Genomic DNA, 23938 nt, shown 5'->3' with positions numbered 1-23938 from the left:
ATCACGTCCATGACGCTGCCGATCTTCTGGCTTTCCTGTTGCAGCACGCTCATGGCGTCGGTGGAACGCACCACTTCGCTGGCCAGGCGTTCGATCTGGGCGATGGCTTCGGCCACCACCTTGTCGCCTTCGCGGGCTTCGCCGTCGGCGGCGGCTGCGGCTTGCGAGGCTTCTTCGGCGTTGCGCGCGACTTCCTGCACGGTGGCGGTCATCTCGTGCATGGCGGTGGCCACCTGGTCGGTCTCGACCTTCTGGCTGTTGACCCCGGCGCTGGTTTCTTCGGTGACGGCCGACAGTTCTTCGGCGGCGCTGGCGATCTGGGTCACGCCGTCGCGGATGCCACCGATCAGTTCGCGCAGGGTCACGCCCATGCGGCCGATGCCTTGTTGCAGCACGCCGAGTTCGTCGCGGCGGGTAACGCGCACGTCCTGGGTCAGGTCGCCGGACGCGATGCGCTCGACCACGGTCATGGTTTCACGCAGCGGACGGGTGATCTGGCGGGTGATGATCACCGCGGCCAGGATGCCCACCAGCAGTGCCAGCAGGGTGCTGATCATTTGCAGGCTGCGGGCCTGGACGCTTTCTTCGTCGCGGCGGTCGAGCTGGAACTGGTACAGCTCTTCGCTCTGGCTGACGATCAGGGCGCCTTGTTCGGTCATTTCCTTGCGCGCCTGGCCGGCTTCGCCGACGGCGGCCTTGAAGGCCAGCAGGGAGTTGCGATAGTCGCCCAGCGCGGCGTTGAGCTGGCGCAGGGCATCGCCCTGGGTGCTGCTGAAATGGTTGTCCAGAGGGGCCAGTGCGGCAATCGCCGCGTTCATCTGGGCGGCGGCGTCGCGCTCGGCGTCCGCGGTGCTGTTGTAGATGTATTCACGGACGGCGAAGCGCGCGAGCTGGAATTCGTCATTGGCCTTGGTGATGGCCTGGAACTGTTCGAAGCGCTGGTCGCTCAGGGGCATTTGCTCAACGCGTGTGGTGATGGCCGCGATCAGGTTGCGCGCCGTTTCCGAATTGCCATTCATCACCACGCGGGCGGCATTGGCGTTGCGGTAGGCGTTGCGCATCTTGTTCAGGGACGCCTGGTAGGCGCTGATGGTGGCGCCCTGTTCCTTGAGCAGCTTGACGTTGGCCGGGTTCTTGAAACTGCTCTGCAGCTTCTGCTGCTGGGCCGAGAAGTCGTCCAGGGTGGCCTGCACATTCTGCGCGGCGGTTTCGTCGCCGTTGGTCAGCATGTATTGCAGGCGGGTCACGCGCAGCTTGGTCAGCCCGGCGTTCAATTGGGTGATGTCGCTCATCCAGTTGCTGCGGTCGATCAGACCGCCCAGGCTGGTCCAGCCCGTGATGGCGAGAATGGTAGTCAGGGCCAGGACCAGGCCGAAGCCCAGGCCTAACTTGAGATTGACGCTGATGTTGCCGAACCAGCTATTCATGCAATTCCTCCAGGAACGTTGTGCTGCTTGATCGTGTATCGCTGGAAGATTGTTGTTATTGGTGGCCAGCAAGGATTTGTTCGCAGGTGTGTATCGGCGGCAAGGGCAATAGCTGAAACGATTTCGTCGGATTAGTTTTGTGCACCATTTTGGGGCTTTGCAAGGGCCTGATTTCACGATGGAAACCGCCTGGCCGATTGAGCTTTTTTTCACATCCGTTTCACCCCTGGTCCACGTCAGGCTCCCTAGAGTCCGCCCATCGATCGGGTGCCTCGCGCTCGATTGTCATGGGCAGCGGTTAGCGTGGGCGGCGCTGCTCGACTTTATGTCTGGTGGTCATAGGGGGCGGCTCGAACGTGACGTCAGGACTCAGTCTTCCGGTGGCAAAACCCGCGCTTGTCGCGAGCCGTTTTGCCCGTTATCGCAATGCCCTGGTGATAGGCCTGGTGGCCTTGCTGGTGCTGCCGCTGGTGTTCTTTCTGCTCAAGCCCGCGGCGGTGCCGGACCTGGCCCACGGCAACCTGGCCGGAGCCAAGGCGCTGAGCGCCGGCTGGGCCAAGGGCCAGATGATTGTGCTGATTCGTCATGTGGAGCGTTGCGACCATTCCAGGGCCGCCTGCCTGAACCTGCCCGATGGCATCACCGACCGTGCCCGCGAGGTGGCGGTGGGCGTCGGCGCGCAGTTCGAGCACCTGGGGCTGGACAAGGCCGACATCTACCACAGCCCGCTGACCCGCGCGGTGCAGACCTCGGGCTACATGTTCAACCAGGCCGGCAGCGGCGAAGGCTGGCTGATCGACTGCAAGCACAGCCTGTTGCGCGATGCCCTGGCGCACAAGGTGGTCGGGCGCAATCTGGTGCTGGTGACTCACAGCGAATGCATGGCCGCGCTGGAGAAGCAGCTGAAGCTGCCGTCTTCGACCCTGGGCTATGGCGCCTCGTTGTTCGTCTCCACCGATACCCCAGGCGGGCGTCCGCAGATGCTCGGCTTCATCGAAGCCAGCGACTGGCGCTCCGTTGCCTTCAACCGTCCCTGACCGTCCCTTGCCCGAGACCCTGACTATGCAGGCGCTTTCCCGTTCCCGCGCTGATGCGTGGCGTTTTTATGGATGGAACCTTGGCCTCCCGCTGCTGTGCGCGGCGCTGGTGTTCCTGATGTTCGACATGACCCGGATCGACATCGCCTTCAGCGACCTGTTCTTCGATCCGGTGAGCCAGACCTTCCCGCTGGATCACTCCCACCTGTTCGAGAAGATCACCCACAAGTGGGCGCGGATCATCCCCAATTGGACGGGCGAGCTGGCGTTGATCGGGCTGCTGCTGTCATTCGTCTGGCCGCTGTTCAAGGGCGTAAGGTTCGGTCGCGGCAAGGCCTTCCTGGAGAGGATCCGCGTGGCGCCGCTGCTGCGCTTTACCGCGCGCCATCGCCGGGACTTTTTGTTCGTGGTGGTGGCCTTCGCCCTGTGCACCGGGGCGATTCACTACCTCAAGGGCCACACCAGCGTGTACTGCCCGGTGGAAACCACCCAGTACGCCGGCAAGATCGAGCACAAGGAATGGTATGAGAACTTCGAGCTGTTGAAGACCGCGGGTGACGGCCGCTGCTGGCCGGGCGGCCATGCCTCGGGCGGTTTCACCCTGCTCGCGCTGTACTTCGTGGCCCGGCGTTATCGCTGGCGCCATTCCAAGGCGCTGCTGCACGGTTCGCTGCTGCTGGGCTTCGTCTATGGCACCACTCGGGTGCTGCAGGGCTGGCACTACATGTCCCATACCTTCTGGGCGGGGATCGTGGTGTGGCTGACCTGCCTGCTGGTGGCGCTGCTGTTTTATGGCCGCGCCCGTCTGGAACAACCGGTGCTGACGTACACCGAACCGGGGCCCGTCCCGTCCACGACGCTGATCGCAGCGGCGGACCGATAACGTTGCAGTCGCTGACGAAATCGTCGGTGCCAGGCGCCCGGCGGGAGAGGGCCCCGACGCAATTTTTGGCGCTTGCCGATGTTTTTTCGGTGACCAGAACTGTTAGGGTGCGCGCCCCCGGAGAAAAGAGTTCCCGGGTTCCTGGTTTATGGAGTCATGCATGAAACACTTGAGCAAAATCGCCGCCTCTGCGCTGGTTGTCCTGGCCCTGGCTGGCTGCACCGGCACCGCGATGAAAACTCAGCAACTTGATAGTAGCCAGTACACCGTGGTCGGTCACAGCGAAGCAACGGCTACCGGCATCATGCTGTTCGGGGTCATTCCAATCCGGCAGAACAACCGCTTCGTCCGCGCCCAGACCGCCGCCATCCAGGCCAAGGGCGGTGACGCGATGATCAACACCCAGATCCAGGAAAACTGGTTCTGGGCCTGGGTACTGAGCGGCTACACCACCAAGGTCTCCGGCGATGTGGTCAAGCTGAAAACCGTTCAGTGAGCCATGCCGGCGCCGGCGCGCAAGCCTGGAGACGAAAATGAGGGTTAATGCCGATCAGTTAAGCGAAGGTGATCCACTGTAGGAGCGAAGCTTGCTCGCGATGGTCGTTAACGATACCGAGTATTTACTGGGTAAACCTGGTGCTCTCAAGTTCATCGCGGGCAAGCCTCGCTCCTACAATTTTCTTGACTGACTGGCACCCATGAGGGTGCCTTTTTTATGGGCGCTCACTGTGCCGGTCAGTGGCTGACAAAGTAGTAGGCCTGGCGACTGACCGTGATCTTCTTCAGTACCTTGAGCGGTGGCTTGGGGTCTTCCTGCAGGGCCATGACCGCCACGTTGTTCGGCGAGGTGCCGAGAAACGCATTCAGCTGGGCTTCGGTCTGCACATCCTTGAGCAGGCTCTGGGTGTAGAACACGCTGGCGCCGGCCGCGCGTTCGTTGGCCTGATACAACGCCACCTGTTGCCCGGCGGCCTGCAGCGTCTGGATCTCGCTGATCAGCGGCACGAAGGACAGCTTGTGATCGGCGCGTGGTGCGGCCCATTGCGCGGCCACCAGGTAACTGCACACCACCAGCGTCAGCACGCCAATGGCCAGGCCCCGCCGCTGGCGCCCCACGGCACTCCAGAAACCCTCACCGGCGGCGCGCAGGCGCAGGCGTTCGTACAGCACTGTCGCGTATTCGGCGGCCAGCACCGCCGCGGCCGGGGTCAGCGACATCAGGTACACGGTGCGTTTGCTCGACGCCAGGCACAGCAGGGTGAACTGGGCCAGCAGCCACAGGCTGAAAAACAGCAGGTAGCGGTTTTTCACCAGGCTTTTGCGAAAGTGCCACAGGCCCAGGTAGACCAGGATGTTCCACGGCAGGAAGGCTTGCGGCAGCTTGGCCAGGTAGTAATAGAAGGGTTCGTAATGCCCGGCCTCGACAAAGGAGCCATCGAAGCGCCCGACGCTGTTGGTCCACAGCACTTCGCCCAGGGCCTGCAGGCCACCGCGCTGGTACAGCAGGTAGAGCCAGATCAGCAGCGGCACCAGGCCGAGGACGGTGAGCAGGCCAGGCTTGAGCCAGTGGCTGAGGGCGAAGCGCTTTTCGATCAGGCTGTCGGCCAGCAGGTAAGCGAAGATCACCACGCCCGGCATCGCCAGGCCCAGCACGCCCTTGCTCAGGGTGGCGATGGCGATGCCGAGGGCGAACAGCAGCCAGCCCAGGGTGGCCGGCTGGCCTTCGGCCTGGCGCCGTTGCGTCTGGAAAAACGCCAGCAGCGCCAGGGTCACGCCGAGGCTGAGCAGGGCGTCTTCACCGACCCCGCGCACATTGCCCCAGTAACTGGCCATGGTCGCCAGCATGGCGCCGGCCACCCAGGCCACCGCTGTCGGGCGGCCGAAGCGGCGCAGCATGGCGTACAGCAGCATGACGCTGAACAGCCCGGCGAAGGCCGACGCCAGGCGCACCGCCCACGGCGTGCCACCGAACACGCGGATGGCGCTGGCGTCGAGCCACAGGCTCAGCGGCGGTTTTTCCAGGAAGGGCTGGCCGAACAGGCGGGGCGTCACCCAGTCATCGTCCAGGTGCATCTGCATGGCGATCCCGGCCACCCGGGCTTCGGTGGAGCCTTGCAACTGGTGGTTGCCCAGGGCGAAGAAGAACAGCAGGGCGGCAAGCAGAAGCAACAGCGATGCGGGTCGCGACATGGGGGAACTGCCGAAGAGGTTGCGCCGGGGAGGATCAGGCGCTCCGAGTATACGGAGGCGATTCTTAACAAATCGTGAACGAGCGAGGGATCGGGTGATGGCGCTGGCGGCTGTCGGTTTATCCGGGGCGATGGCGAAGCACCGCGCTCCCGGGCGCCAGGCCAATCTCTGGTCCTGGCGCCCGAACGCGGCCCTCAGGACCCTATTTGAGACTGCCGCAGAGGAACTGCTTCAAGCGCTCGCTGCTGGGGGCTTCCAGTACCCGAGCGGGCGGGCCTTGCTCTTCCACCCGGCCCTGATGCAGGAACATGACGTGGTTGGAGACTTCGCGGGCGAAGGCCATTTCATGGGTGACCACCACCATGGTCCGGCCTTCCTCGGCCAGTTGCTGCATGACCCGCAGCACCTCCGATACCAGCTCCGGGTCGAGGGCCGAGGTCGGCTCGTCGAACAGCATCACCTGCGGTTCCATGGCTAGCGCCCGAGCGATGGCCACGCGCTGTTGCTGGCCGCCGGACAGGTAGGACGGGTACTGGGCCTCGACCTTGGCTGGCAGGCCGACCTTGTCCAGGTACTTGCGGGCTCGTTCGATGGCCTCGTCCCGGGCGATGCCCAGCACATTGATCGGGCATTCGATGATGTTTTCCAGCACCGTCATGTGGCTCCACAGGTTGAAGTGCTGGAACACCATCGCCAGTTTGCTGCGCATTGCCTGTAGTTGTTTCGGGTCGGCCGCGCACAGCTCGCCCAGGCGGTTCCTGCGGGGGCGCAACTCCTCGGCGTTGACCAGGATGCGTCCGCCGGACGGTTGTTCGAGGTAGTTGATGCAGCGCAGAAAGGTGCTCTTGCCGGAGCCGGAGGAGCCGATGATGCTGATCACATCGCCGGCCCTGGCCTTGAGCGATACGCCCTTGAGCACCTCGTGGCTACCGTAGTTCTTGTGCAGGTCTTCGACGATCAATGGGTACATGCGAGCCTCTCCGTTGGAGATCAATGTGTCTGTGGCTTGAGGTAGGCCAGCCAGCGCAGTTCGGCGCGGCGGAACAGCCAGATCAGGACAAAGGCGCTGCAGGCGTAGAGCATGCCGGCAATGCCGAAGGCGCTGAAGGAGGCGTAGGTGGCCGAGTTGACGTCGCGGGCGACCTTCAGCAGGTCCGGCACCGTGGCGGTAAAGGCCACCGAGGTGGAGTGCAGCATCAGGATCACTTCATTGCTGAAGGACGGCAGCGCCCGGCGTAGCGCCGACGGCAGGAGGATGCGCCGGTAGAAGGTGAATCGGCTCATGCCGTAGGCCTTGGCCGCTTCCACCTCGCCATGGGCGATGGAGCGGATCGAGCCGGCGAAAATCTCCGTCATGTAGGCGCAGGTGTTGAGCCCGAACGCCAGCACCGTGCAGTTGAAGCCGTCGCGAAAGAACGCGTCGAGAAAGTCCTGGGCGCGCACCACGCTCAGGCTGTAGACCCCGGCGTAGAAGAACAGCAACTGGATATACAACGGCGTGCCACGAAACACGTAGGTGTAAAGCCACACCGGAATGCGCAGCAGCGGGTTGCGGCTGACCCGCGCCAGGGACAAGGGCACAGCCAGGGTGAAGCCGATCAGCACCGACAGCACCAGCAGCCACAGGGTCATGGCCAGCCCGGACAGCTGCGCGGCATCGCTCCACAGGTAGGCCTGCCAGTATTCTTCGAGAATGCCGGTCATAGCGAAGCCCTCTTCACACCCACCGAGTAACGCTGGCTCAGCCAGATCAGCACCAGGTTGGAAAGGCTGGTGATGGCCAGGTAGATCAGGCCGCCGACCAGGGTGAAATAAAAGAACTGCATCGAGCCTTTGCCGGCGTCCTGGGTGGCCTTGACCACATCGCTCAGGCCGATGATCGACACCAGCGCCGTGGACTTGATCAGCACCAGCCAGTTGTTGCCGATGCCCGGCAGGGCATGGCGCAACATCTGTGGAAACAGCACTTTGCGAAAGCTCTGGGCGCGGCTCATGCCGTAGGCCCTGGCCGCTTCCTGCTGGCCGCGGGGCACCGCCTGGAACGCGCCGCGAAAGGTCTCGGTGAAGTAGGCGCCGTAGATGAAGGCCAGGGTCAGCACTCCGGCCAGGAACGGGTCGATGTCGATCTGCGCCATCTCCAGCCAGTCGGTGAGCTGGTTGAGCAGCATCTGCAGGCTGAAGAACAACAGCAGCATGATCACCAGGTCCGGCATGCTGCGGATCAGCGTGGTATAGCCGCCGGCAACCGCCTGCAAGGCACGGTTGCCGGAGGCCTTGGCGCTGGCGCCGAGCAGCCCCAGCAGCACCGCCAGCAGCAGTGACGACAGGGCCAGTTTGAGGGTGGTCAGGGTGCCCTGCAGAATCTGCGGGCCAAAACCTTCCAGAAGCATTTCACGCCCCTTGTTGTTATTAGAGTGAGCTGAAAAAGGTGGCAACGCGGCCGTGGCGGCGGGCGTCGCGCCTGGGGTTGCGGAGTCGGGGTCAGGGCCCGCCGTAGATATCGAAGTCGAAGTATTTGCGGTTGATCCTGGCGTAGGTGCCGTTGGCCAGGATGGTCGCCAGCGCCTTGTTCAGGTCTTCGCGCAATTCCACATCGTCCTTGCGCAGGCCGATGCCGTCGCCGACGCCGAAAAACTCCGTGTCGGCGAGGGTGTCCCCGGCGAACTCGAAATCCTTGCCGATGGGTTTGGACAGGAAGCCGTAGCTGGCCTGGATCGACGACTGCAACGAGGCGTCGAGACGCCCGACGATCAGGTCGGCATACACCTGGTCCTGGCTCTGATAGGACAGGATCTGTACCCCTTGGGCACCCCACTTGGCCTTGGCATAGGCCTCCTGGGCCGAGCCTTGTTCGACGCCGACCCGCTTGCCCTTGAGCGAGTCGAGGGTCGGCACCAGGCCCGAGCCGCGCTTGGCGATCAGCCGTGCGGGGGCGTTGGAGATCTTGTCGGTAAAAGCGATGCTGGTCATGCGCTTGGGGGTGACGGTCATCGACGAGGCGATGGCGTCGAACTTGCGCGCCAGCAGGGCGGGGATCATCCCGTCCCAGCTGCTTTCGACCCACACGCAACGGGCTTTCAGCTCGGCGCAGAGGGCTTCGGCGATGTCGATGCCAAACCCGCTCAGCTTGCCGTCGGGGTCTTTGTATTCCAGGGGCGGGTAGGTCGGGTCCACACCCAGCTTCAGCACCTTGCCCGACCAGTCGGCCGCGCCGGCGGTCGCCGATACCGACAACAGCACCCATGAAACCGCAGCGATCATTTTTTTCATTGTTTTTTCCTCGGTTAATCGCCGGCTACGTCAGTGATGACACTGCTACAGCCTTTTGTCGCTACCTGCCCCTTCAGCCGAGAAAACGCTCGGCCAGCTTGACCCAGTAGGTCGCACCGATGGGCAGGCAGTGGTCGTTGAAGTCGTAACCCGGGTTGTGCAGCAGACAGCTGCCTTCGCCCTGGCCATTGCCGATCACCAGGTAGCTGCCGGGGCAGCGTTCGAGCATGAAGGCGAAATCCTCGCTGGCGGTGAACGGCTTGAGGTCGTGGATCAACTGCTCTTCGCCCAGCCACTCGCGGGCCACCTCCCGGGCCAGGGCGGTTTCCTCGGCGTGGTTGATCAGCACCGGATGGCAGTGTTGATAGTCGATCTGCGCCTGGGCGCCAAAACTCGCGGCCTGGCCATGCACCAGCTCGGTGATGCGCCGCTCGAGCAACTGGCGGACCTCGGGCATCAGGGCGCGCACGCTGATGCTCATGTCGGCCGAGGCCGGGATCACATTCGAGACGGTGCCGGAATGGATCGCGCCGACGCTGACGATGGCCGTGTCCTGGGGGTTGATATTGCGCGCGACGATGCTTTGCAGGGCGACCACGATCGAGGCGCACACCAGCACCGGATCGACTGCCTTGTGCGGCACCGCGCCATGCCCGCCGTGGCCGATGATCTTGACGGTCACGGTGTCGGCCGAGGCCATGAACGGCCCGCTGTAGAAGCCCAGGTGCCCGGTGGGATGGCCCGGTACGTTGTGCATCGCGAACACCGCGTCGCAGGGAAAACGCTCGAACAGGCCGTCATCGAGCATCGCCCGGGCGCCGCCCAGGCCCTCTTCGGCGGGCTGGAAAATCAGTTGCAGGGTACCCTTGAAGTTGCGCGAGCGCGCCAGGTAGTGCGCTGCCGCCAGCAGGGTGGCGGTATGCCCGTCGTGACCGCAGGCATGCATCACCCCATCAATCCGGCTGGCGTGGGGCACGCCGCTGGTTTCCTGGATCGGCAGGGCGTCCATGTCGGCCCGCAGGCCCAGCGCGCGGCCTTCGCCGTTTTTCAGGGTGGCCACCACGCCGGTGCGGCCGACGCCGGTACTGACCTCATAACCCCATTCGCGCAGCTGCCCGGCCACCAGTGCGCTGGTGGCGAACTCCTCGAACCCCAGTTCGGGGTGAGCGTGGATCTGGCGGCGCAGGGCGATCATTGCGTTCTGCTGTTCGGCTATCTCGGGTAGCACGTAACGGGCGTTCATGGTGGGGTTCCTCGGCTAAGGTCGCTCGCCAGCTCGGACCCGTCGGGCGAGTCGTCGAGGCGCTGTTGGGCTGATCTTAGGCATCGGGCGACCTGTCGGGGAGGCTCAGTTTGGTTATGATGACAACCCGAAGTTGTCACCTGGGCACACCGATGAAACTGCATCAACTCCAAGCCTTGATCGCCAGCGCCGAGACCGGAAGCATTCGTGGCGCCGCGCGTTCGCTGAACCTCTCCCAGGCGGCCGTGACCAAGGCGCTGCGCGAGCTGGAAACCGCCCAGCAGTTGCCGCTGTTCGTCCGCACCCCCAGCGGCCTGAACTTCACCGAGTACGGCAAGGTGCTGCTGACCCACGCCCGGCTGGTGCTCAAGCAACTGGAGCATGCCCAGGCCGAGCTGGATCAGTTGCGCGGGAAAAACAGCGGCCGGCTGTGTGTCGGGGTCACGCCGTGGATCGCCCTGACCCTGCTGCCGGAAGTGGTGCTGGAGTTTCGCCAGCGCATGCCAGAGGTGCGCCTGGAGCTGTTCGAAAGCCTGATGGCGGTGGCCCAGCCGCTGCTGCGCGACGGCAGCATGGACTTCGCCATCGGCCAGTTGCACCCGTCCCAGGCGCCCCAGGACTTTTCCTGCGAGACCCTGCTGGATTATCAAACCTCGGTGCTGGTGCGCCAGGGCCATGCCCGGCAGGATGCCCGCTCGATCCATGAGCTGCTCGATCAGGACTGGACCCTGAACTACGCCCCGGACGGCCACGACGCGCTGATGCAGGACCTGTTCTGGCGCCACGGCGCGCAGATCGACGAGCGCCGCATCGTCCGCGCTCATTCCCTGGCGATCCTGCAAATGCTGGTCGAGCACGCCGACATGTGTACCTGGGGCCCGACCATCATGAGCACCGCGCCGCCGTTCCTCGGGCGGCTGGTGTCGTTGCAACTGGAGGAGCAGTTCGAGCCCCGGCACCTGAGCATCGTCACCCGTTGCAACGTCGCCCTCAGCAACCCGGCCCTGTGTTTCACCGATTGCCTGCTGCAGGTGATCCGCCGGCACGCGCGCTCGGCGCGCAAAGAGGACCGAGCGCTGTTCGAGACCGTGCGCCTGCGGGTCTGAGGCGAGCCACGGATCGCAAGCAGGTTGCGGCAATCGTCACTACGCTGGAAGGTGCGCCCGGCGGGCCTTCAGGCTTCTGAAACGCTACGGGCGCCTTTCTACCCTGCGGCTGAACCGGTGCCTTGAATATGCGCAAACTATGGCAAAAGTATTTGGAACTGCTGGACGGCGACCTGAATACGCGGGTCTTCGACAACTTCAAGAACCTGCTGGTCTGCGCCTTGCTGTTCGCCGCCGGGACCAACGCGCTGCACGGTGACCATCAGCTGTTCATGGGCCTGCTCGGCTCCAACCTGACCGGCTGGGGGTTGATCACGGTGTCGGCGCTGCTGATGCTGCTCAATGTCAGCGACGGCCTGCGCCGGCTGGCCAAGCTGCGTTATCACACGGCCCTGCAGATCGGCCTGTTCCTGGTGTACCTGATCCTTGCCCTGCGCGTGGTGGAGATCGTCTGGAACTTCCGGGCCGACTAGCTTCTTGCAACACAAATGCCCTACAAAAAACGCGTATCGGTCGCCGCGCCAATACCCTATACAGAGAACGGCCGCCATCGCTCATGGCGATACTGACACCCGTAACCCACCACTCAGGAGATGGACATGTTCAGGTTCCTTACGGTCACTGAATTAGAGCAAACCCCTCGGCATGGTCATGGCGGCTCCGTCAGCGGAGCCATTGCTGCCTGGGAGCTGAAAAATCTGGCTCTCAATACCAAGGGGTTTGTCATATGTCCAAAGAATTACTCGGAGTTTCTGCTGTAGGGCTGATGGTGCTAGGCGAGTTTTGCGCGATCTACAGCGAAGTGGTCGCCGCCCGCCTGGCGCATACGGGCAACACGTCATGGCCGGACCTGGCGTTGCCCGTACTGATCATGTGTTTCGCCGGTATCTGCCTGATTGGCGCCTATTGGCTGGGGTACCTGGCGGTCGGCGATATCTGGATGATCACGGTGGTGTCGGTGACCTCGCTGTTGCTGCTCGAACCGCTGGTGATCTGGTCGGTGTTCCGTGAGTTGCCGGGACGCGGCACCCTGATCGGCTGTTGCCTGGGTGCGCTGGGCATGCTCTCGGCGGTCTTTCTGTAACTCGCGTTATGACTCGAATGCGGCCTGGCGGTGATCCCGCCGGGCCGTTTTTTTATCCGCGGTTGGCGGTTCGCTGAGGGCTATTTGGACGCTTCGGTTTGTGCATCGAAGGCCGCCATGGCCATGGGAATCATCGCCAGCAGGCGCGACTTGCCGATGCCGTCCCGGGCCTGCACCGACAGCCCATGCAGCACCGTGGCATAGCAGTCCCCGAGGGACATCACGTCGGTGCGCTTGGGCAACTCGCCAGCGCGCACGGCCTGTTCCAGGCGCTCGATGATGGAGCGGGTCCTGTCGCGGCGGTGCTCGGCCAGCCATTCTCTGATGCCGTCGTTGTCCGCCGAGCAGTTGGTGGCGGAGGACACCACCATGCAGCCCTGTGGCCGGTCGGGCTGGGTGTAGAGCTCGACGGCTTCCCTGAGCATGCGCTCGATGGCATCGCGGGCGCTGATGTCGTCGCCCAGGGCGGCGTCGGCAAAGGCGCCGTCGCCCGATTCGTAGACTTCGATGGCTTCGCGAAACAGCGCTTCCTTGGAGCCGAAGGCCGCATAGATACGCGCCGAGGCAATGCCCAGCGCGTCCACCAGGTCGGACATGGACGTGGCCTCGAAGCCGCGCTGCCAGAACACATCACGCGCCTTGTACAGGGCCTGTTTTCGGTCGAATTCGCGGGGTCTGCCAGCCATGTCCAGTTCTCGATGCAAAGGGAGTGCTGCCAATTATTGGTCGATCGACAAAAAAATCAAGCCGTCGTATTGACGGCGCGTTAAGGGTCGCCCTATTGTTTGTCGACCGACAAACAATAGGGCGTAAACAATGAAAACCCTCAAGGGACCGAGCCTGCACCTGGCTCAATTCAGTGACGCGGCAGCGCCATTCAACACCTTGCCCGCGATTGCCGCGTGGGCGGCGGGGCTGGGGTTCAAGGCGCTGCAAGTACCGGCCTGGGATGAGCGCCTGTTCGATGTGCGTCTGGCGGCCAGCAGCCAGGATTATTGCGATGAGGTCAGCGGCACCCTGGCCGAACATGGCCTGGTGATCAGCGAACTGACCACCCACCTGTTCGGCCAGTTGGTGGCCGTGCATCCCGCCTACGATTCCCTGTGCGACGGCTTCGCCCCTCCGGCCCTGCGAGGCGACAGTGGCGCCAAGACCCAGTGGGCCCTCGAACAGCTGAAGCTGTCCGCCAAGGCTTCGCGCCGGCTGGGCCTGCGCGATATGGGGACCTTTTCCGGCTCGTTCGCCTGGCCTTATTTCTTTCCCTTTCCACAGCGCCCGGAAGGCCTGGTCGATTCGGCGTTCAATGAGTTGGCCAAGCGCTGGCTGCCGATTCTCGATGCCTGCGACGAGCAGGGGGTGAACCTGTGCTACGAGATCCACCCGGGTGAGGACCTGCATGACGGTGTGACCTTCGAGATGTTCCTGCAGCGGGTCGGCAACCACCCGCGCTGCAAGATGCTCTTCGACCCCAGCCATTTCGTCCTGCAGCAGCTCAATTACCTGGACTACCTGGACATCTACCACGAGTTCATTCGCATGTTTCATGTGAAGGACGCCGAGTTCAATCCCACCGGCCGCCAGGGCATCTACGGCGGTTATCAGCCCTGGGCCGACCGGGCCGGGCGGTTCCGTTCGCTGGGCGACGGGCAGGTGGATTTCAAGGGGATCTTTTCCAAGCTGGCGCTGTATGACTATGCCGGCTGGGCGACCCTGGAATGGGAGTGCTGCCTGAAGGAGCAGGAGCAGGGCGCGCGCGAAGGCGTGGCCTTTATCAACCAGCACATCATCCAGGTGACGGACAAAGTCTTCGACGACTTCGCCGGCGCGCCGGTGGACCAGGCGCAGATCAACCGACTGCTGGGCATTGCCCAGCCCTCTCATCAAGGACGCTGACCATGGATCTTTTCGAACAGCAGGCTTTTGCCGGGCGTGACTACCACCATGGCTACGTACAGGTGGACGGCGGGCGCATTCACTATGTCAGCGAGGGCCAGGGCCGGCCTGTGTTGTTGATCCCCGGGTGGCCGCAGACCTGGTTCACCTGGCGCCACGTCATGCAGGCGCTGGCCGGGCAGGGGTACCGGGCGATTGCGGTCGACCTGCCTGGCATGGGCCTGTCCGATCGCCCCGAGCAGGGCTACGACACCGGCAGCACGGCGTCTCGCCTGCATGCCCTGATGCTGGCGCTGGGTTACAGCCAGTACTCGGTGGTGGGGCATGACGTCGGCATGTGGGTGGCCTACGCCCTGGCCAGCGACTACCCGCAGGCGGTAGAGAAACTGGCCCTGACGGAAGCGGTGATTCCCGGCCTGGCCGAGGCGCCGGCGATCTTCGCGCCGCCAGGGCAGAACATCTTTCTCTGGCACTTCATGTTCAACCAGTTGCAGGACCTGCCGGAGATGCTGATCGCCGGGCGCGAGGCGCAATACCTGGCCTACATGTTCGAAAAGTGGTCGGTGCACCAGGAGCGGGTCGCGGTCGAGACCTATGTCAAAGCCTACTCGGTGCCCGGCGGGCTGCGGGGTGGGTTCGCCTATTACCGGGCCATCCCCGAGAGCATCCGGCAGAACCGCGAGCGTGCCAGCCGTCCGTTGGAAATGCCGGTCCTGGCGATTGGCGCCGAACATGCCACCCACGATGCGCCGCTGCTGACGATGCAGGGCAATGCGCTGAATCTTCAGGGGGCGATAGTGCCGGGGTGTGGTCACTTCATCACCGAGGAGGCGCCCGAGGCCTTTATTGCTCATCTGCTGCAGTTTCTTCGACAGGAGGGCTGAGCGCGCCAGGCTGTCTTCTTGAGTGACTGCTGATGGACGGGCCGGGATTTTTTTGCGGCCTGTTCAGGGAGGGTTCAGGGCCTGCGGCTGCAACATGGCAGCCGGCATGCCCAAGCCTTCGGGCAGTGCACCCTCTGACGGATCAACCATGGACCACCACCGCATTCGCATCGAGATGTTGGGCGTCTTTCTGCTGGCCCTGTTCCTGTTCTCCTTTGGCATCTGGGACCAGCCAGCGCAAGGTTTCGACGGGCGCTGGTGGTTGTTTTTGCAGGAGATGTTCCGCCACGGCGCTAGCCTGTTTCCCAGCACCTACGGCGAGCCGTACCCGGACTATCCGGGTACCGCCACCTGGTTCAGCTATGGCTTTGCCCAGCTGTTCGGCGCGCCCAACCAATTGGCCAATATCCTGCCCACGGCGCTGGCCTCGGCCGGGGTGCTGGCGTTGCTGTACCGCCTGCTGGCGCCGTTCGACCGTACCTGGGCATTGCTGGCGGTGCTGCTGACGGCGCTGACCACCCAGTGGCTGGAGAAGTCGCGTTCGGTGTGCCTGGACCAGATGGTCTCTCTGCTCTGCCTGGGCTGTTTTTATCTGCTGCACAGCGGCGAGCAGCTGGGCTCTAAATGGCGGCAGTACGCGATTTTCCCGTTGTTCCTTATTGCCTTCGCCATCCGTGGCCCCCTGGGGCTGATCGAGGTTTGCGGCGTGGCCTGCATCTATTGGGCGCTCGGCCGTTACCGTTCCCGGGACGACGCCTGGCGGCTGGTGAGAAAGATGATCGTCCACGGGGTGATCGGCCTGATCCTGCTGGCCGCCTGCTGGTGGCTGCTGATGCAGCTGGCGCAGTTCAGCGGTGGCGAAGCCTTCGCCCGGCAGGTCTATCAGATGCAGGTGAGCGGGCGTCTGGATGAGAGCGGCGATCCGTTCTATTTCTACTTCCAGCTCAGCCTCTATCGTTACTTTCCGGTGGTGCCGCTGGCGCTGGCGACCCTGTTCGTCCTGCGCCGGCAATGGTCCACGCGGCACACGGACGATCAGATGCAGTTGCTGGTGCGCCTGGGCGCCTGCGGACTGATGATCCTGCTCGGCTTGTCGGTGCCGCACTTCAAGCGCGCTTATTACATCCTGCCCATGGTGCCGATGTTCGCGGCGGTGGCGGCTTACGGCCTGCTCAAGCCGCAGCGTTGGCTGGTCGGGGCGCGGCGGTTTTATCTCGGCCTGGTCGCGCTGTTGCCGGGGCTGTGTGTCGTGGTGCTGTTGGTCTGCCGGCACAGCTGGCAGAAGCACGGTTATTGGCCGGCGCTGTCGTTGCCGCTGATGATCGCGGTCTTTCTCGGTTTGCAGGGGCTGGCGCTGTACTGCTGGCGAACCACTCGCGACTCGCCGGGGCGGCGCCTGGTGCTGCTCAGCCTGCTGGCCCTGGCGGCGCAGTGGTGGCTGCTGGTGAAGGTGATCGAACCGGCCAAGGACCTGCAATTCGACACCCGGGGTTTTGTCGGGCAGGTCGAGCAACTGCGTGGGGAGGACCGCGGCACCCTGGTGTTTCTCAACCTGGGCAAAGACACCTGGGCGGTGCGCTACATGATGAACCTGGACCACGACGAACAACCGCGGTTTATTGGCAAGGACGATCTGGCGCCGCTGGCCTCGTTGCCGCGTCCGGCCTGGGTGATCCTGGCGCGCAAGGATCGGGCGTTATTGGCGGGGACGGCGTTGGAGCAGGCGACCCCGGTGTTCGAGGGGCGCTTGAATGGCAATCCCTGCCTGGTGTTCGAGTTGAAGTGAAGACCAGGCAGCCCCAGGGCGGGGCTGCCCGAGGGGGATCATTTATCCGATTTGATACTGGTCCAGACCCGGGTCCGCACGCGCTCCAGCTTTTGCGGCAGCGGCTGCACCACATAGAGCTTCTTCAAGGCTTCGGGGGTTGGCGTCAGGTCGGTATTGCCGGTGATCTCCTTGTTGATCAACGGAATCGAATCCTTGTTGGCATTGGGGTAACCGAGGAAATCACTGATGGGCGCGATGACTTTCGGGTCCAGCAGGGTGTTGAGGAATTCATGAGCCTCGGCGACATTCTTCGCGCTCTTGGGAATGGCGAAGGTGTCGAACCAGATCGGCGCGCCTTCCTTGGGCAGGCGCCAGTCCACCACCACGCCGTTGCCGGCCTCTTTGGCGCGATTGCCGAACTGGTAGAAGCTGCCGGAGTAACCGATGGCCACGCAGATGTCGCCGTTGGCGATATCGGTCATGTATTTGGCCGAGTTGAAGTAGGTGACGTAGGGGCGGATTTTCAGCATCAGCTCCTTGGCTTTTTCATAGTCCTGCGGGTTCTGGCTGTTGGGGTCCAGCCCCAGGTAATGCAGGGCCAGCGGCAGGATTTCCGAGGGCGAATCGAGCATCGCCACGCCGCAGGATTTGAGCTTTTCCATGTTCTCCGGCTTGAACACCAGGTCCCAGCTGTCCACCGGTGCGTTGTCGCCCAGCGCCGCCTTGACCTTGGCCGGGTTGAAGCCGATCAGCACTGTGCCGTACATGTAGGGCACGCCGTATTGGTTGCCCGGGTCGTTGCTGTCCAGCAGCTTGAGCAACTCGGGGTCCTGGTGCTGCCAGTTGGGCAGCTTGGACTTGTCGAGCTTCTGGAACACCCCGGCCTTGATCTGGGTGTCGAGGAACTGGTTCGACGGCACCACCAGGTCGTAGCCGGAGTTGCCGGTCAGCAGCTTGGCTTCGAGGGATTCGTTGGTATCGAAGGTGTCCCAGGTGACCTTGATGCCGCTGTTCTTGGCGAAGTCCTTGGGCACCGACGGCAGGATGTAGTCGGCCCAGTTGTACACCCGCAGCTCGCGCTGCTCGGCCTGCGCCGCGGCGGCCAGCAGCGACAGCCCACAAACGGTGGCACTCAGTATGGTTTTCATAGTGGCCATGAATTTTTTCCCCAGCGTGGCGATGGTTTTTATGTTCTGTACGCGGCAGGCGGTCCTTTAAAAGGGCAAAGGACAAAGAGGGTCAAGGTTCACAAGGGCGATTCTGGTGACAGCCTGGGTCACTGAGTCAGCGGTCCGGGTTCGATTCTTGCCGACGGCCCCCGGGATTCACAGCACGGGGTTGGCCAAAAGGGGATCGTAATGGCCATTGATCGTGTCCGGGGCAGGCATCGATGTTTATCGGGTCAGGCAATGAAGCCGGGTAGCTGCGGTATCCGTTCGGCCAGGTACTCCATGAGCAAGCGCACGCGCAGGGGCCGGTAGCGGCGCTCGGGGTAGATCAGGAACGCCTCGTTGGGTGGCCCGTTCCAGTCGGGCAGGACCCGCACCAGTTGCCCGCTGTCCAGCAGGTCGCTGACCAGCCAGGCCGGGGTGATACACAGTCCGGCGCCTTGCAGTACGCCGTCGCGAATGGCCAATGAACTGTTGGTCCGGTAGCGCCCTTGGGTGGTGATGCTGACCTTCTCACCGCTAGGGCCGCTCAGCTCCAGGCGGTCGCCCGAACTCAACCAGGCGAAGCGCAGGAAGTTGTGCGCGCCCAGGTCGGCCGGGCTGTTCAAGGGCGCATGCTGGCGCAGGTACTCCGGTGCCGCCACCAGGTAGCGCGGCGACGTCGCGACGCGCCGGGCGATGGCGTTTGGCGGCAGGTCACCACCGAGACGCAGGGCCAGGTCGACGTTTTCCTCGGTGAGGTCGACGAAGCGATCATTGAGGATCAGCTCCACCTCAATGTCCGGGTATTGCGCCATGAACGCCAGCAGCAACGCATTCAGGTGCAACACCCCCAGGCTCACCGGCACATTGACCCGCAGCACGCCCTCGGGGCGCTCGGTCAGGCCGCGTACTTCGGCCACCGCTTCGCTGTATTCCTCCAGCACGGCTTTGGCCCGCTCGTAGAAACGCTTGCCTTGTTCGGTGGGCGTCAGCCCGCTGGTGCCGCGAGTGAGCAGGCGGGTGCCCAACTGCTGTTCCAGGGCGGCCACCAGCTTGCTGACGGTGGGTTGCGTGCTGCCCAGCTCGCGGGCGGCCGATGACAGGCTGCCCAGTTCGACGGCGCGGACGAAGCAGTGCATCGCTTTGAGGCTGTCCATGAGTATTCGATACCGGAATGGGCTGTATGAAGTTATGCCTTCTACCATGGTTATTTCGAATGGAGCAATCTGGCTCGCCTCAGCCTTACTGCCTCAAGGAGCTACCCGGATGAAAGCCCTGCACTCAAGATTTTCCCTACCGCTGATCGTCACGGCCCTGCTGGCCGCAGGTCCTGCCCTGGCCCAGGACAACTGGCTCACCACCTGGATGGCCAGCCCGCAACCGACCTGGGGCAACGAGTTGCCACTGCCCACGCGGATTCCCGAGGCCCTGGCCGACAGCACCCTTCACCAGAAACTGCGTGTCAGTGTTGGTGGTAGCCAGGTACGGGTGGTGATTTCCAACGAATACGGCAAGCAACCGTTGCTGATTGGCGCGGCGCGGGTCGCTGCCTCGGAGGGCGCCAGGCAGGTCCTGAAGTTCGGCGGCGAAGAACAGGTCAGCATCGCGCCGGGTGAAACCCGGACCAGTGACCCGGCAGCACTGGTGGTGCCGGCCCTTGGCGATCTAGTGGTCTCGCTGTATCTGCCACAGCGCACGCCCTTGGCGACCTTCCATTGGGACGGCAAGCAAACCGCGTTTATCGCCCCGGGCAACCAGGTCGATGCGCAGCGGCTGGAAGGCAAGGAACAGGTGGAGGCGCGGTTGTTCCTCAGCGACATCCTGGTGGACGCCCCGCTCGACAGTCGTGCCCTGGTGGTACTCGGCGACTCCATCACCGACGGCAACGGCTCGACCCTGGACAGCAACCGACGCTGGCCCGACTTCCTCGCCCAGCGCCTGGCCAGCGAGAACGTCGCGGTGCTCAACGGCGGCATCTCCGGCGCGCGCCTGCTTGAAGATGGCATGGGCGTCAGTGCAGCAGCGCGTTTCGAGCGCGACGTGCTGAGCAAACCCGGAGTGAAAAGCGTGGTGCTGATGCTGGGGATCAACGACATCAGCTGGCCCGGCACCGCCTTTGCGCCGAACGCGCCCCTGCCGTCGCTGGACAAGCTGATCGCCGGCTACCGGCAACTGATCGACCAAGCCCATCGCCACAACCTCCGCATCATCGGCACCACACTGCTGCCCTTCGAAGGCGCCCTGCAGGGCAGCATCATCGAGCACTATCACAGCACCCCGAAGGAACAACTGCGCCAGGCGCTCAACCAGTGGATACGCACCAGCCAGGCATTCGACGCGGTGATCGACTTCGACCAGATGACCCGTGATCCACAGCATCCAATTCGGTTGTTGCCGCTTATGGATTCGGGCGATCACTTGCATCCGGGGGATGCGGGGAACAGGGCGATGGCGGAGGGGGTGGATTTGCAGGTGCTTTTTTGAGGGCGATAGGTGTTTGGGGGGAGAAAATGGGGGCTGTCTTGATGAAAGCGGGCGGCTCGGAAGCCGCCCTATTTACTTACGTCGAGAGAGCCTCGGCTTGTAAGCGTCGTCCGATGATATCCAGCAAATCACAACCGTCGCGCAGGGGGATCACTAACAACTGCGCCAGTTCGCTCACGGTGACGGCATTGCTTTGCAAAGTGTTGTCTGTCGCCAGTTGCTCTAGCAGTTGGGTGGCGCAACGGATGCGATAGGCCGCGTTTTCATGCAACACGTCCAGAGGCGCTTCCGTGTCGATAAGCAAGGCTGGGATCGTACAGTCCAGGCCGGTGATGGGCATGTAGCGGACCATGGCGTCTTCTCCATTCAGGCTGCATAAGCAGACATTGAATGAGGCGGGGCAACCTGTTCGAGAGCCCTGTTTATCAACAACTCGCTCAGCATGACGACCTGTTGGATTGCCAGAGCTTTGCTGCGCTGCTGGCCTCCGAGTCCGGCGATCAGGTCGTCGCTCAGCGCATTGAGCGAGGCAAGGTTCTCGCGGGTATGCACCAACAGCGTTTCCGTATCGATGTTGGGTGTCAGGACAAAGAGTGAATGCTGGCCTCCCTCCTGCATCGCGGGCTTAACGTCGAGCATTGGCTTGCTGATGGCGTCCAGTTTTGAAGGTTCTGAAAACACGAGGCTTGCGAAAAAATCGGAGGCGCTGGGGCGGGGCGGATTGGGCGTGATTTTCTTCATGGTCAAGCTCCTACACTGTCGAAAGAAGCGGCCACTCCCTGCTGTCAAACAGGATTGGGTGGCAGCTGTACGCGGGTTGACAGACCGGAAGTGTAGGAACCCGGCGCATCCAGGGATGCCCCACGCACAGCCGCCATAGAGAACTGCGCGTGCGAAAGCATGCCGTCTTTTGGGGCGGTGCGGAAGGTTACACTTTTTTGGCCTGTCAAAGCCGGTCGCTGGTATTCGCGACTATTGAAGGTTATCTCAGCGTTTTTAATTGCGTCAGTTCATCAAGGGCTTTAAGGCTGTAAGAAGAGTCTGCTTTGTGTGTACGAAATGTTCTGAAAACTCAGAACGACGTTGGGATGTGTAGAAAGAAATAGCATCTCTAACTAGAAATAAAGTAAGTGCTCCATGAATCTGATATAAGCGATCCAGTCACCAGATGTTGATCGGTTCTCTCCAACTCAAAGTTTAGGAGAGGGAAATTTTCTCTAGGGTAAGGTTTAATTTTGCACTCTGAGTTTTGCGACTCTATTGATTTGTGAAAGAATTGAGATGTGTTTCTTCTTTCTGCTTTCGGGGAGCGATTTAGAGTGTATGTGTTCGGAAATTTTTTTCATTATTGGCATTTTTTCTATGATTATATCTTTGGTTATAGTGCTGTACTTTATTATTGTTGACAAAAATGGGATTGCACAACCTGCTACATCTATGCCTAGGTCTAAAGCATGTTTGGTTTTGTTTTTTGTGGAAAGTACATCTGCTAGCTCTTTGTTGTATAGCGCAACTCGTATGGCTCTTTCCTCTGTGTTTAGTAGTGAAAGCTCAGAGAAAAGAGATCCCATACCTTGTCGGATAACTGTGCTTGATATTTCTTTTTCATATTCTTGAATTGAAATGAAGTCATTTACTTGGAATATCGATATTAAATTAAGTGTGGGGTTGCCTTGCTCTTTTGTTGTGTTTAGTGTGCTGAACTCGTTTAGTGTTCTGTAAGTGCTGCTTTTGTATAGGTTTAGGGCGTTTCCCATAGCCAGTGCAAAAGGATAGTCTGAGTAATTACCTTCTTCGGTATAGAATGGGAAATATGTTGCGTCGAGCGCATGTGCTAAATGGATTTGATCACTATTTACGATGAGTTCGAATTCTAGTTTTTTCTTAAGATCATCTGGAAAATTATCTGGAAATTTATTTGCAAGTAGTTTGTTTGTGCCGTATCTCGCTACTCCCATCGGTCCAGATTCGTTTAATGTAATAAAGCTAGAGCGTAAAGCGCGCTTTGGCCAAAGTAGGTGATCTGCTATATCACTAATGCTCTGCCCGGTTTTTTTCGAGATCTCTGTAATGAGTGGATATATCAGGTCGCCTATTTCTGGGTCGTTTAAAATGTAAGAGTTGTTTATGGAAACTAGGTCAATTGCACAAAGTGCTGCCAGAGCCCGTCTGCTCACAATCGCGTTATTGTTCTCTTGAAAAGCTTCGCTTATAAAACCATAGTCGAGGCGTGGCTCAGGTTGTAAATTTAGTATTTTTAGTCGGTTTTGTGATACTAGGTGAAGTAAGTCGTTTTTTGAGATGTTCTGCTCTTTTAGAAAAGAGGTCATGTTCTCTTTCAATGGTAGAACACAGTATACGATGTCATAAAGGAGGATCAGACTTCTCAAGTTGCAGTTTTTGAATTTTGAAAAATTGACAAGGCAGGCTGTTTTTTTATCATCTATGAAGTATAGGTCTGTTTTTTTATAGTTTCCCTCGTAAATGCTTTCAAGTTTTTCAAACCAAAGTTTTTCATCTCTCTCTAAAAATTCACAGTTCATTGCTTTTGCTGCTGATGCGGGGCCTATTATAAATACCTCTCCTATAGGTCCGCCTTTCGACTCACTCGTGCCCCCTGTTGTGATTTCAAACTCCATCATAGACTTGAGGAGCTTTAGTTTTTCTGAAAAAACTTTTACCTTATCTGGTGATGGCATTCCTTTGAGCGTTACAACAGAAACGTTACGGTCAAAATCCTCTCTTATGGAGCTAACCGATAGGTCGGGGAATGCGCAGGCTAGATGGTTGTAGAATTGTGCAATAGTAAAAGGTAGACCTTCAAAGTTTGAAGGTATTTTGTTGTCGCTGATACTTTCGATTTTGGATTCGTATTTATTTGGTGTCTCCCATGTTAGATGTACGGGGGCTGTCAAGTAACGAATGCTATCGTTGAATGTTTTGACTATTTCTTCTTTGTTTTCGGTGTTCTGATTTATCTTGATTGCGAACTTGTTTTTTTCTATTTTGTATATGTTTGTGGTGAGGTAAGGGTACCTTGAGCGAAAATCAAGATCTATTCGTCTGCACCAACCTTCGTAATCTATAGACATATAGCCTCCCTTAACGAATTTTCGGTATTTGATCTTGATCGTAGATGTGACGTCTAGCGATCCGTTAGCTTGACGGAGGGAGTTTATAGCTTCTGCACGCAGTTGGATCTATAGGTGCCATTAATTAGACGATACCGCTGCTCTCTAGGTTGCTGGTACGCGATTTGAAACACATCCTGAGGATGTGAGGATGTGAGGATGTGAGGATGTGAGCGATTTCCTGAGTAGATATGAAAGCTGTCATTAAGCTGGCACAACCAAGCCAAACCATCCATTCAGGCACAAAAAAGGCACTTGCGATAATCGCTAAGTGCCTGATCTGTCTAGCTTATTTGGTGGGCCGGGGTAATCTGAATCAACTTAGTATGTTGTTGATTTAAAATAGGTTGATCAGATATGAATTCCTGTGGGAATACCGATAGGAAT

Annotated in this window: 23 protein-coding genes; 10 read left to right on the top strand and 13 right to left on the bottom strand. The window is 60.8% G+C overall.

Annotation, left to right across the window (positions count from 1 at the left end; translation table 11 throughout):
• Nucleotides 1–1427, bottom strand: a 1427-nt coding sequence (locus DK261_RS26245) for a methyl-accepting chemotaxis protein (protein ID WP_110176999.1), incomplete at its 3' end; no start/stop codon positions are given.
• A 380-nt stretch (nt 1428–1807) separates the two neighbouring features.
• Here DK261_RS26245 and DK261_RS26240 point away from each other — a divergent pair.
• The 3 genes from DK261_RS26240 to DK261_RS26230 all read left to right on the top strand — a co-directional run bounded on the left by DK261_RS26240 (nt 1808) and on the right by DK261_RS26230 (nt 3843).
• On the top strand, nt 1808–2464 hold the full coding sequence (locus DK261_RS26240; RefSeq protein ID WP_110176839.1) for a histidine phosphatase family protein: 657 nt from the start codon (nt 1808–1810) through the stop codon (nt 2462–2464).
• A gap of 25 nt (nt 2465–2489) precedes the next feature.
• Complete coding sequence (locus tag DK261_RS26235) at nt 2490–3347, top strand: phosphatase PAP2 family protein (RefSeq protein ID WP_110176837.1); 858 nt, start codon at nt 2490–2492, stop codon at nt 3345–3347.
• 160 nt (nt 3348–3507) lie between these two features.
• Nucleotides 3508–3843 carry a hypothetical protein gene (locus DK261_RS26230; protein ID WP_028681622.1) on the top strand — a complete coding sequence of 112 codons (336 nt, stop codon included), beginning with the start codon at nt 3508–3510 and terminating at the stop codon, nt 3841–3843.
• Between the two features lie 239 nt (nt 3844–4082).
• On the opposite strand, the gene DK261_RS26225 is transcribed toward DK261_RS26230, so the two are convergent.
• The 6 genes from DK261_RS26225 to DK261_RS26200 form a co-directional block, all read right to left on the bottom strand.
• Nucleotides 4083–5537: a glycosyltransferase family 39 protein gene (locus DK261_RS26225; protein ID WP_110176834.1), complete on the bottom strand. Its 1455-nt coding sequence runs from the start codon at nt 5535–5537 to the stop codon at nt 4083–4085.
• 202 nt (nt 5538–5739) lie between these two features.
• The gene (locus tag DK261_RS26220; protein ID WP_110176832.1) at nt 5740–6507 is read right to left on the bottom strand and encodes an ABC transporter ATP-binding protein; all 768 of its coding nucleotides are present in this window, start codon (nt 6505–6507) and stop codon (nt 5740–5742) included.
• Between the two features lie 20 nt (nt 6508–6527).
• Nucleotides 6528–7241 carry an ABC transporter permease gene (locus tag DK261_RS26215; protein ID WP_016701632.1) on the bottom strand — a complete coding sequence of 238 codons (714 nt, stop codon included), beginning with the start codon at nt 7239–7241 and terminating at the stop codon, nt 6528–6530.
• Nucleotides 7238–7927: an ABC transporter permease gene (locus tag DK261_RS26210; protein ID WP_009046888.1), complete on the bottom strand. Its 690-nt coding sequence runs from the start codon at nt 7925–7927 to the stop codon at nt 7238–7240. The genes DK261_RS26215 and DK261_RS26210 overlap by 4 nt, the downstream gene beginning before the upstream one ends.
• A 91-nt stretch (nt 7928–8018) precedes the next feature.
• Nucleotides 8019–8807, bottom strand: a complete 789-nt coding sequence (locus DK261_RS26205) for an ABC transporter substrate-binding protein (protein ID WP_110176830.1) — start codon at nt 8805–8807, stop codon at nt 8019–8021.
• A gap of 73 nt (nt 8808–8880) precedes the next feature.
• Nucleotides 8881–10050 carry a M20 aminoacylase family protein gene (locus tag DK261_RS26200; RefSeq protein WP_110176828.1) on the bottom strand — a complete coding sequence of 390 codons (1170 nt, stop codon included), beginning with the start codon at nt 10048–10050 and terminating at the stop codon, nt 8881–8883.
• A 116-nt stretch (nt 10051–10166) separates the two neighbouring features.
• On the opposite strand from DK261_RS26200, the gene DK261_RS26195 reads away from it, so the two are divergent.
• The 3 genes from DK261_RS26195 (at nt 10167) to DK261_RS26185 (ending at nt 12240) form a co-directional block, all read left to right on the top strand.
• Nucleotides 10167–11156, top strand: a complete 990-nt coding sequence (locus DK261_RS26195) for a LysR substrate-binding domain-containing protein (protein ID WP_177411730.1) — start codon at nt 10167–10169, stop codon at nt 11154–11156.
• Nucleotides 11157–11284: 128 nt separating this feature from the next.
• The gene (locus DK261_RS26190) at nt 11285–11629 is read left to right on the top strand and encodes a hypothetical protein (protein WP_016701637.1); all 345 of its coding nucleotides are present in this window, start codon (nt 11285–11287) and stop codon (nt 11627–11629) included.
• Nucleotides 11630–11922: 293 nt separating this feature from the next.
• The gene (locus DK261_RS26185) at nt 11923–12240 is read left to right on the top strand and encodes a hypothetical protein (RefSeq protein ID WP_009046893.1); all 318 of its coding nucleotides are present in this window, start codon (nt 11923–11925) and stop codon (nt 12238–12240) included.
• A gap of 80 nt (nt 12241–12320) precedes the next feature.
• On the opposite strand, the gene DK261_RS26180 is transcribed toward DK261_RS26185, so the two are convergent.
• On the bottom strand, nt 12321–12926 hold the full coding sequence (locus DK261_RS26180) for a TetR/AcrR family transcriptional regulator (protein ID WP_110176824.1): 606 nt from the start codon (nt 12924–12926) through the stop codon (nt 12321–12323).
• Nucleotides 12927–13056: 130 nt separating this feature from the next.
• Between DK261_RS26180 and DK261_RS26175 the strand changes: the two genes are divergently transcribed.
• The 3 genes from DK261_RS26175 to DK261_RS26165 all read left to right on the top strand — a co-directional run bounded on the left by DK261_RS26175 (nt 13057) and on the right by DK261_RS26165 (nt 16803).
• The gene (locus tag DK261_RS26175) at nt 13057–14133 is read left to right on the top strand and encodes a sugar phosphate isomerase/epimerase (protein ID WP_110176822.1); all 1077 of its coding nucleotides are present in this window, start codon (nt 13057–13059) and stop codon (nt 14131–14133) included.
• Nucleotides 14134–14135: 2 nt separating this feature from the next.
• Nucleotides 14136–15017: an alpha/beta fold hydrolase gene (locus DK261_RS26170; RefSeq protein WP_110176820.1), complete on the top strand. Its 882-nt coding sequence runs from the start codon at nt 14136–14138 to the stop codon at nt 15015–15017.
• Between the two features lie 148 nt (nt 15018–15165).
• Nucleotides 15166–16803: a glycosyltransferase family 39 protein gene (locus DK261_RS26165; RefSeq protein ID WP_110176818.1), complete on the top strand. Its 1638-nt coding sequence runs from the start codon at nt 15166–15168 to the stop codon at nt 16801–16803.
• A gap of 38 nt (nt 16804–16841) precedes the next feature.
• Here the strand turns inward: DK261_RS26165 and DK261_RS26160 are convergent, their stop codons facing one another.
• The gene (locus DK261_RS26160) at nt 16842–17942 is read right to left on the bottom strand and encodes a polyamine ABC transporter substrate-binding protein (protein WP_110176816.1); all 1101 of its coding nucleotides are present in this window, start codon (nt 17940–17942) and stop codon (nt 16842–16844) included.
• A gap of 245 nt (nt 17943–18187) precedes the next feature.
• Entirely contained in the window at nt 18188–19093 is a 906-nt protein-coding gene (locus DK261_RS26155; protein ID WP_110176814.1) for a LysR family transcriptional regulator, read from the bottom strand.
• Between the two features lie 109 nt (nt 19094–19202).
• Between DK261_RS26155 and DK261_RS26150 the strand changes: the two genes are divergently transcribed.
• Nucleotides 19203–20420 (top strand): SGNH/GDSL hydrolase family protein, encoded by a 1218-nt coding sequence (locus DK261_RS26150; RefSeq protein ID WP_110176812.1) that lies wholly within the window; start codon nt 19203–19205, stop codon nt 20418–20420.
• 76 nt (nt 20421–20496) lie between these two features.
• Here the strand turns inward: DK261_RS26150 and DK261_RS26145 are convergent, their stop codons facing one another.
• The 3 genes from DK261_RS26145 to DK261_RS32970 all read right to left on the bottom strand — a co-directional run bounded on the left by DK261_RS26145 (nt 20497) and on the right by DK261_RS32970 (nt 23512).
• Nucleotides 20497–20772: a hypothetical protein gene (locus tag DK261_RS26145; protein ID WP_110176810.1), complete on the bottom strand. Its 276-nt coding sequence runs from the start codon at nt 20770–20772 to the stop codon at nt 20497–20499.
• A gap of 14 nt (nt 20773–20786) precedes the next feature.
• Nucleotides 20787–21161: a DUF6124 family protein gene (locus tag DK261_RS26140; RefSeq protein ID WP_110176807.1), complete on the bottom strand. Its 375-nt coding sequence runs from the start codon at nt 21159–21161 to the stop codon at nt 20787–20789.
• Between the two features lie 488 nt (nt 21162–21649).
• Nucleotides 21650–23512: a hypothetical protein gene (locus DK261_RS32970; RefSeq protein WP_146218554.1), complete on the bottom strand. Its 1863-nt coding sequence runs from the start codon at nt 23510–23512 to the stop codon at nt 21650–21652.
• Between the last annotated feature and the right edge of the window lie 426 nt (nt 23513–23938).

It is taken from the genome of Pseudomonas sp. RW409 (assembly GCF_003184125.1).
Taxonomy (GTDB): domain Bacteria; phylum Pseudomonadota; class Gammaproteobacteria; order Pseudomonadales; family Pseudomonadaceae; genus Aquipseudomonas; species Aquipseudomonas chlororaphis_I.
The sequence above is the reverse complement of the archived record's forward strand: the minus strand, read 5'-3'. Positions and strand labels throughout refer to the sequence as shown.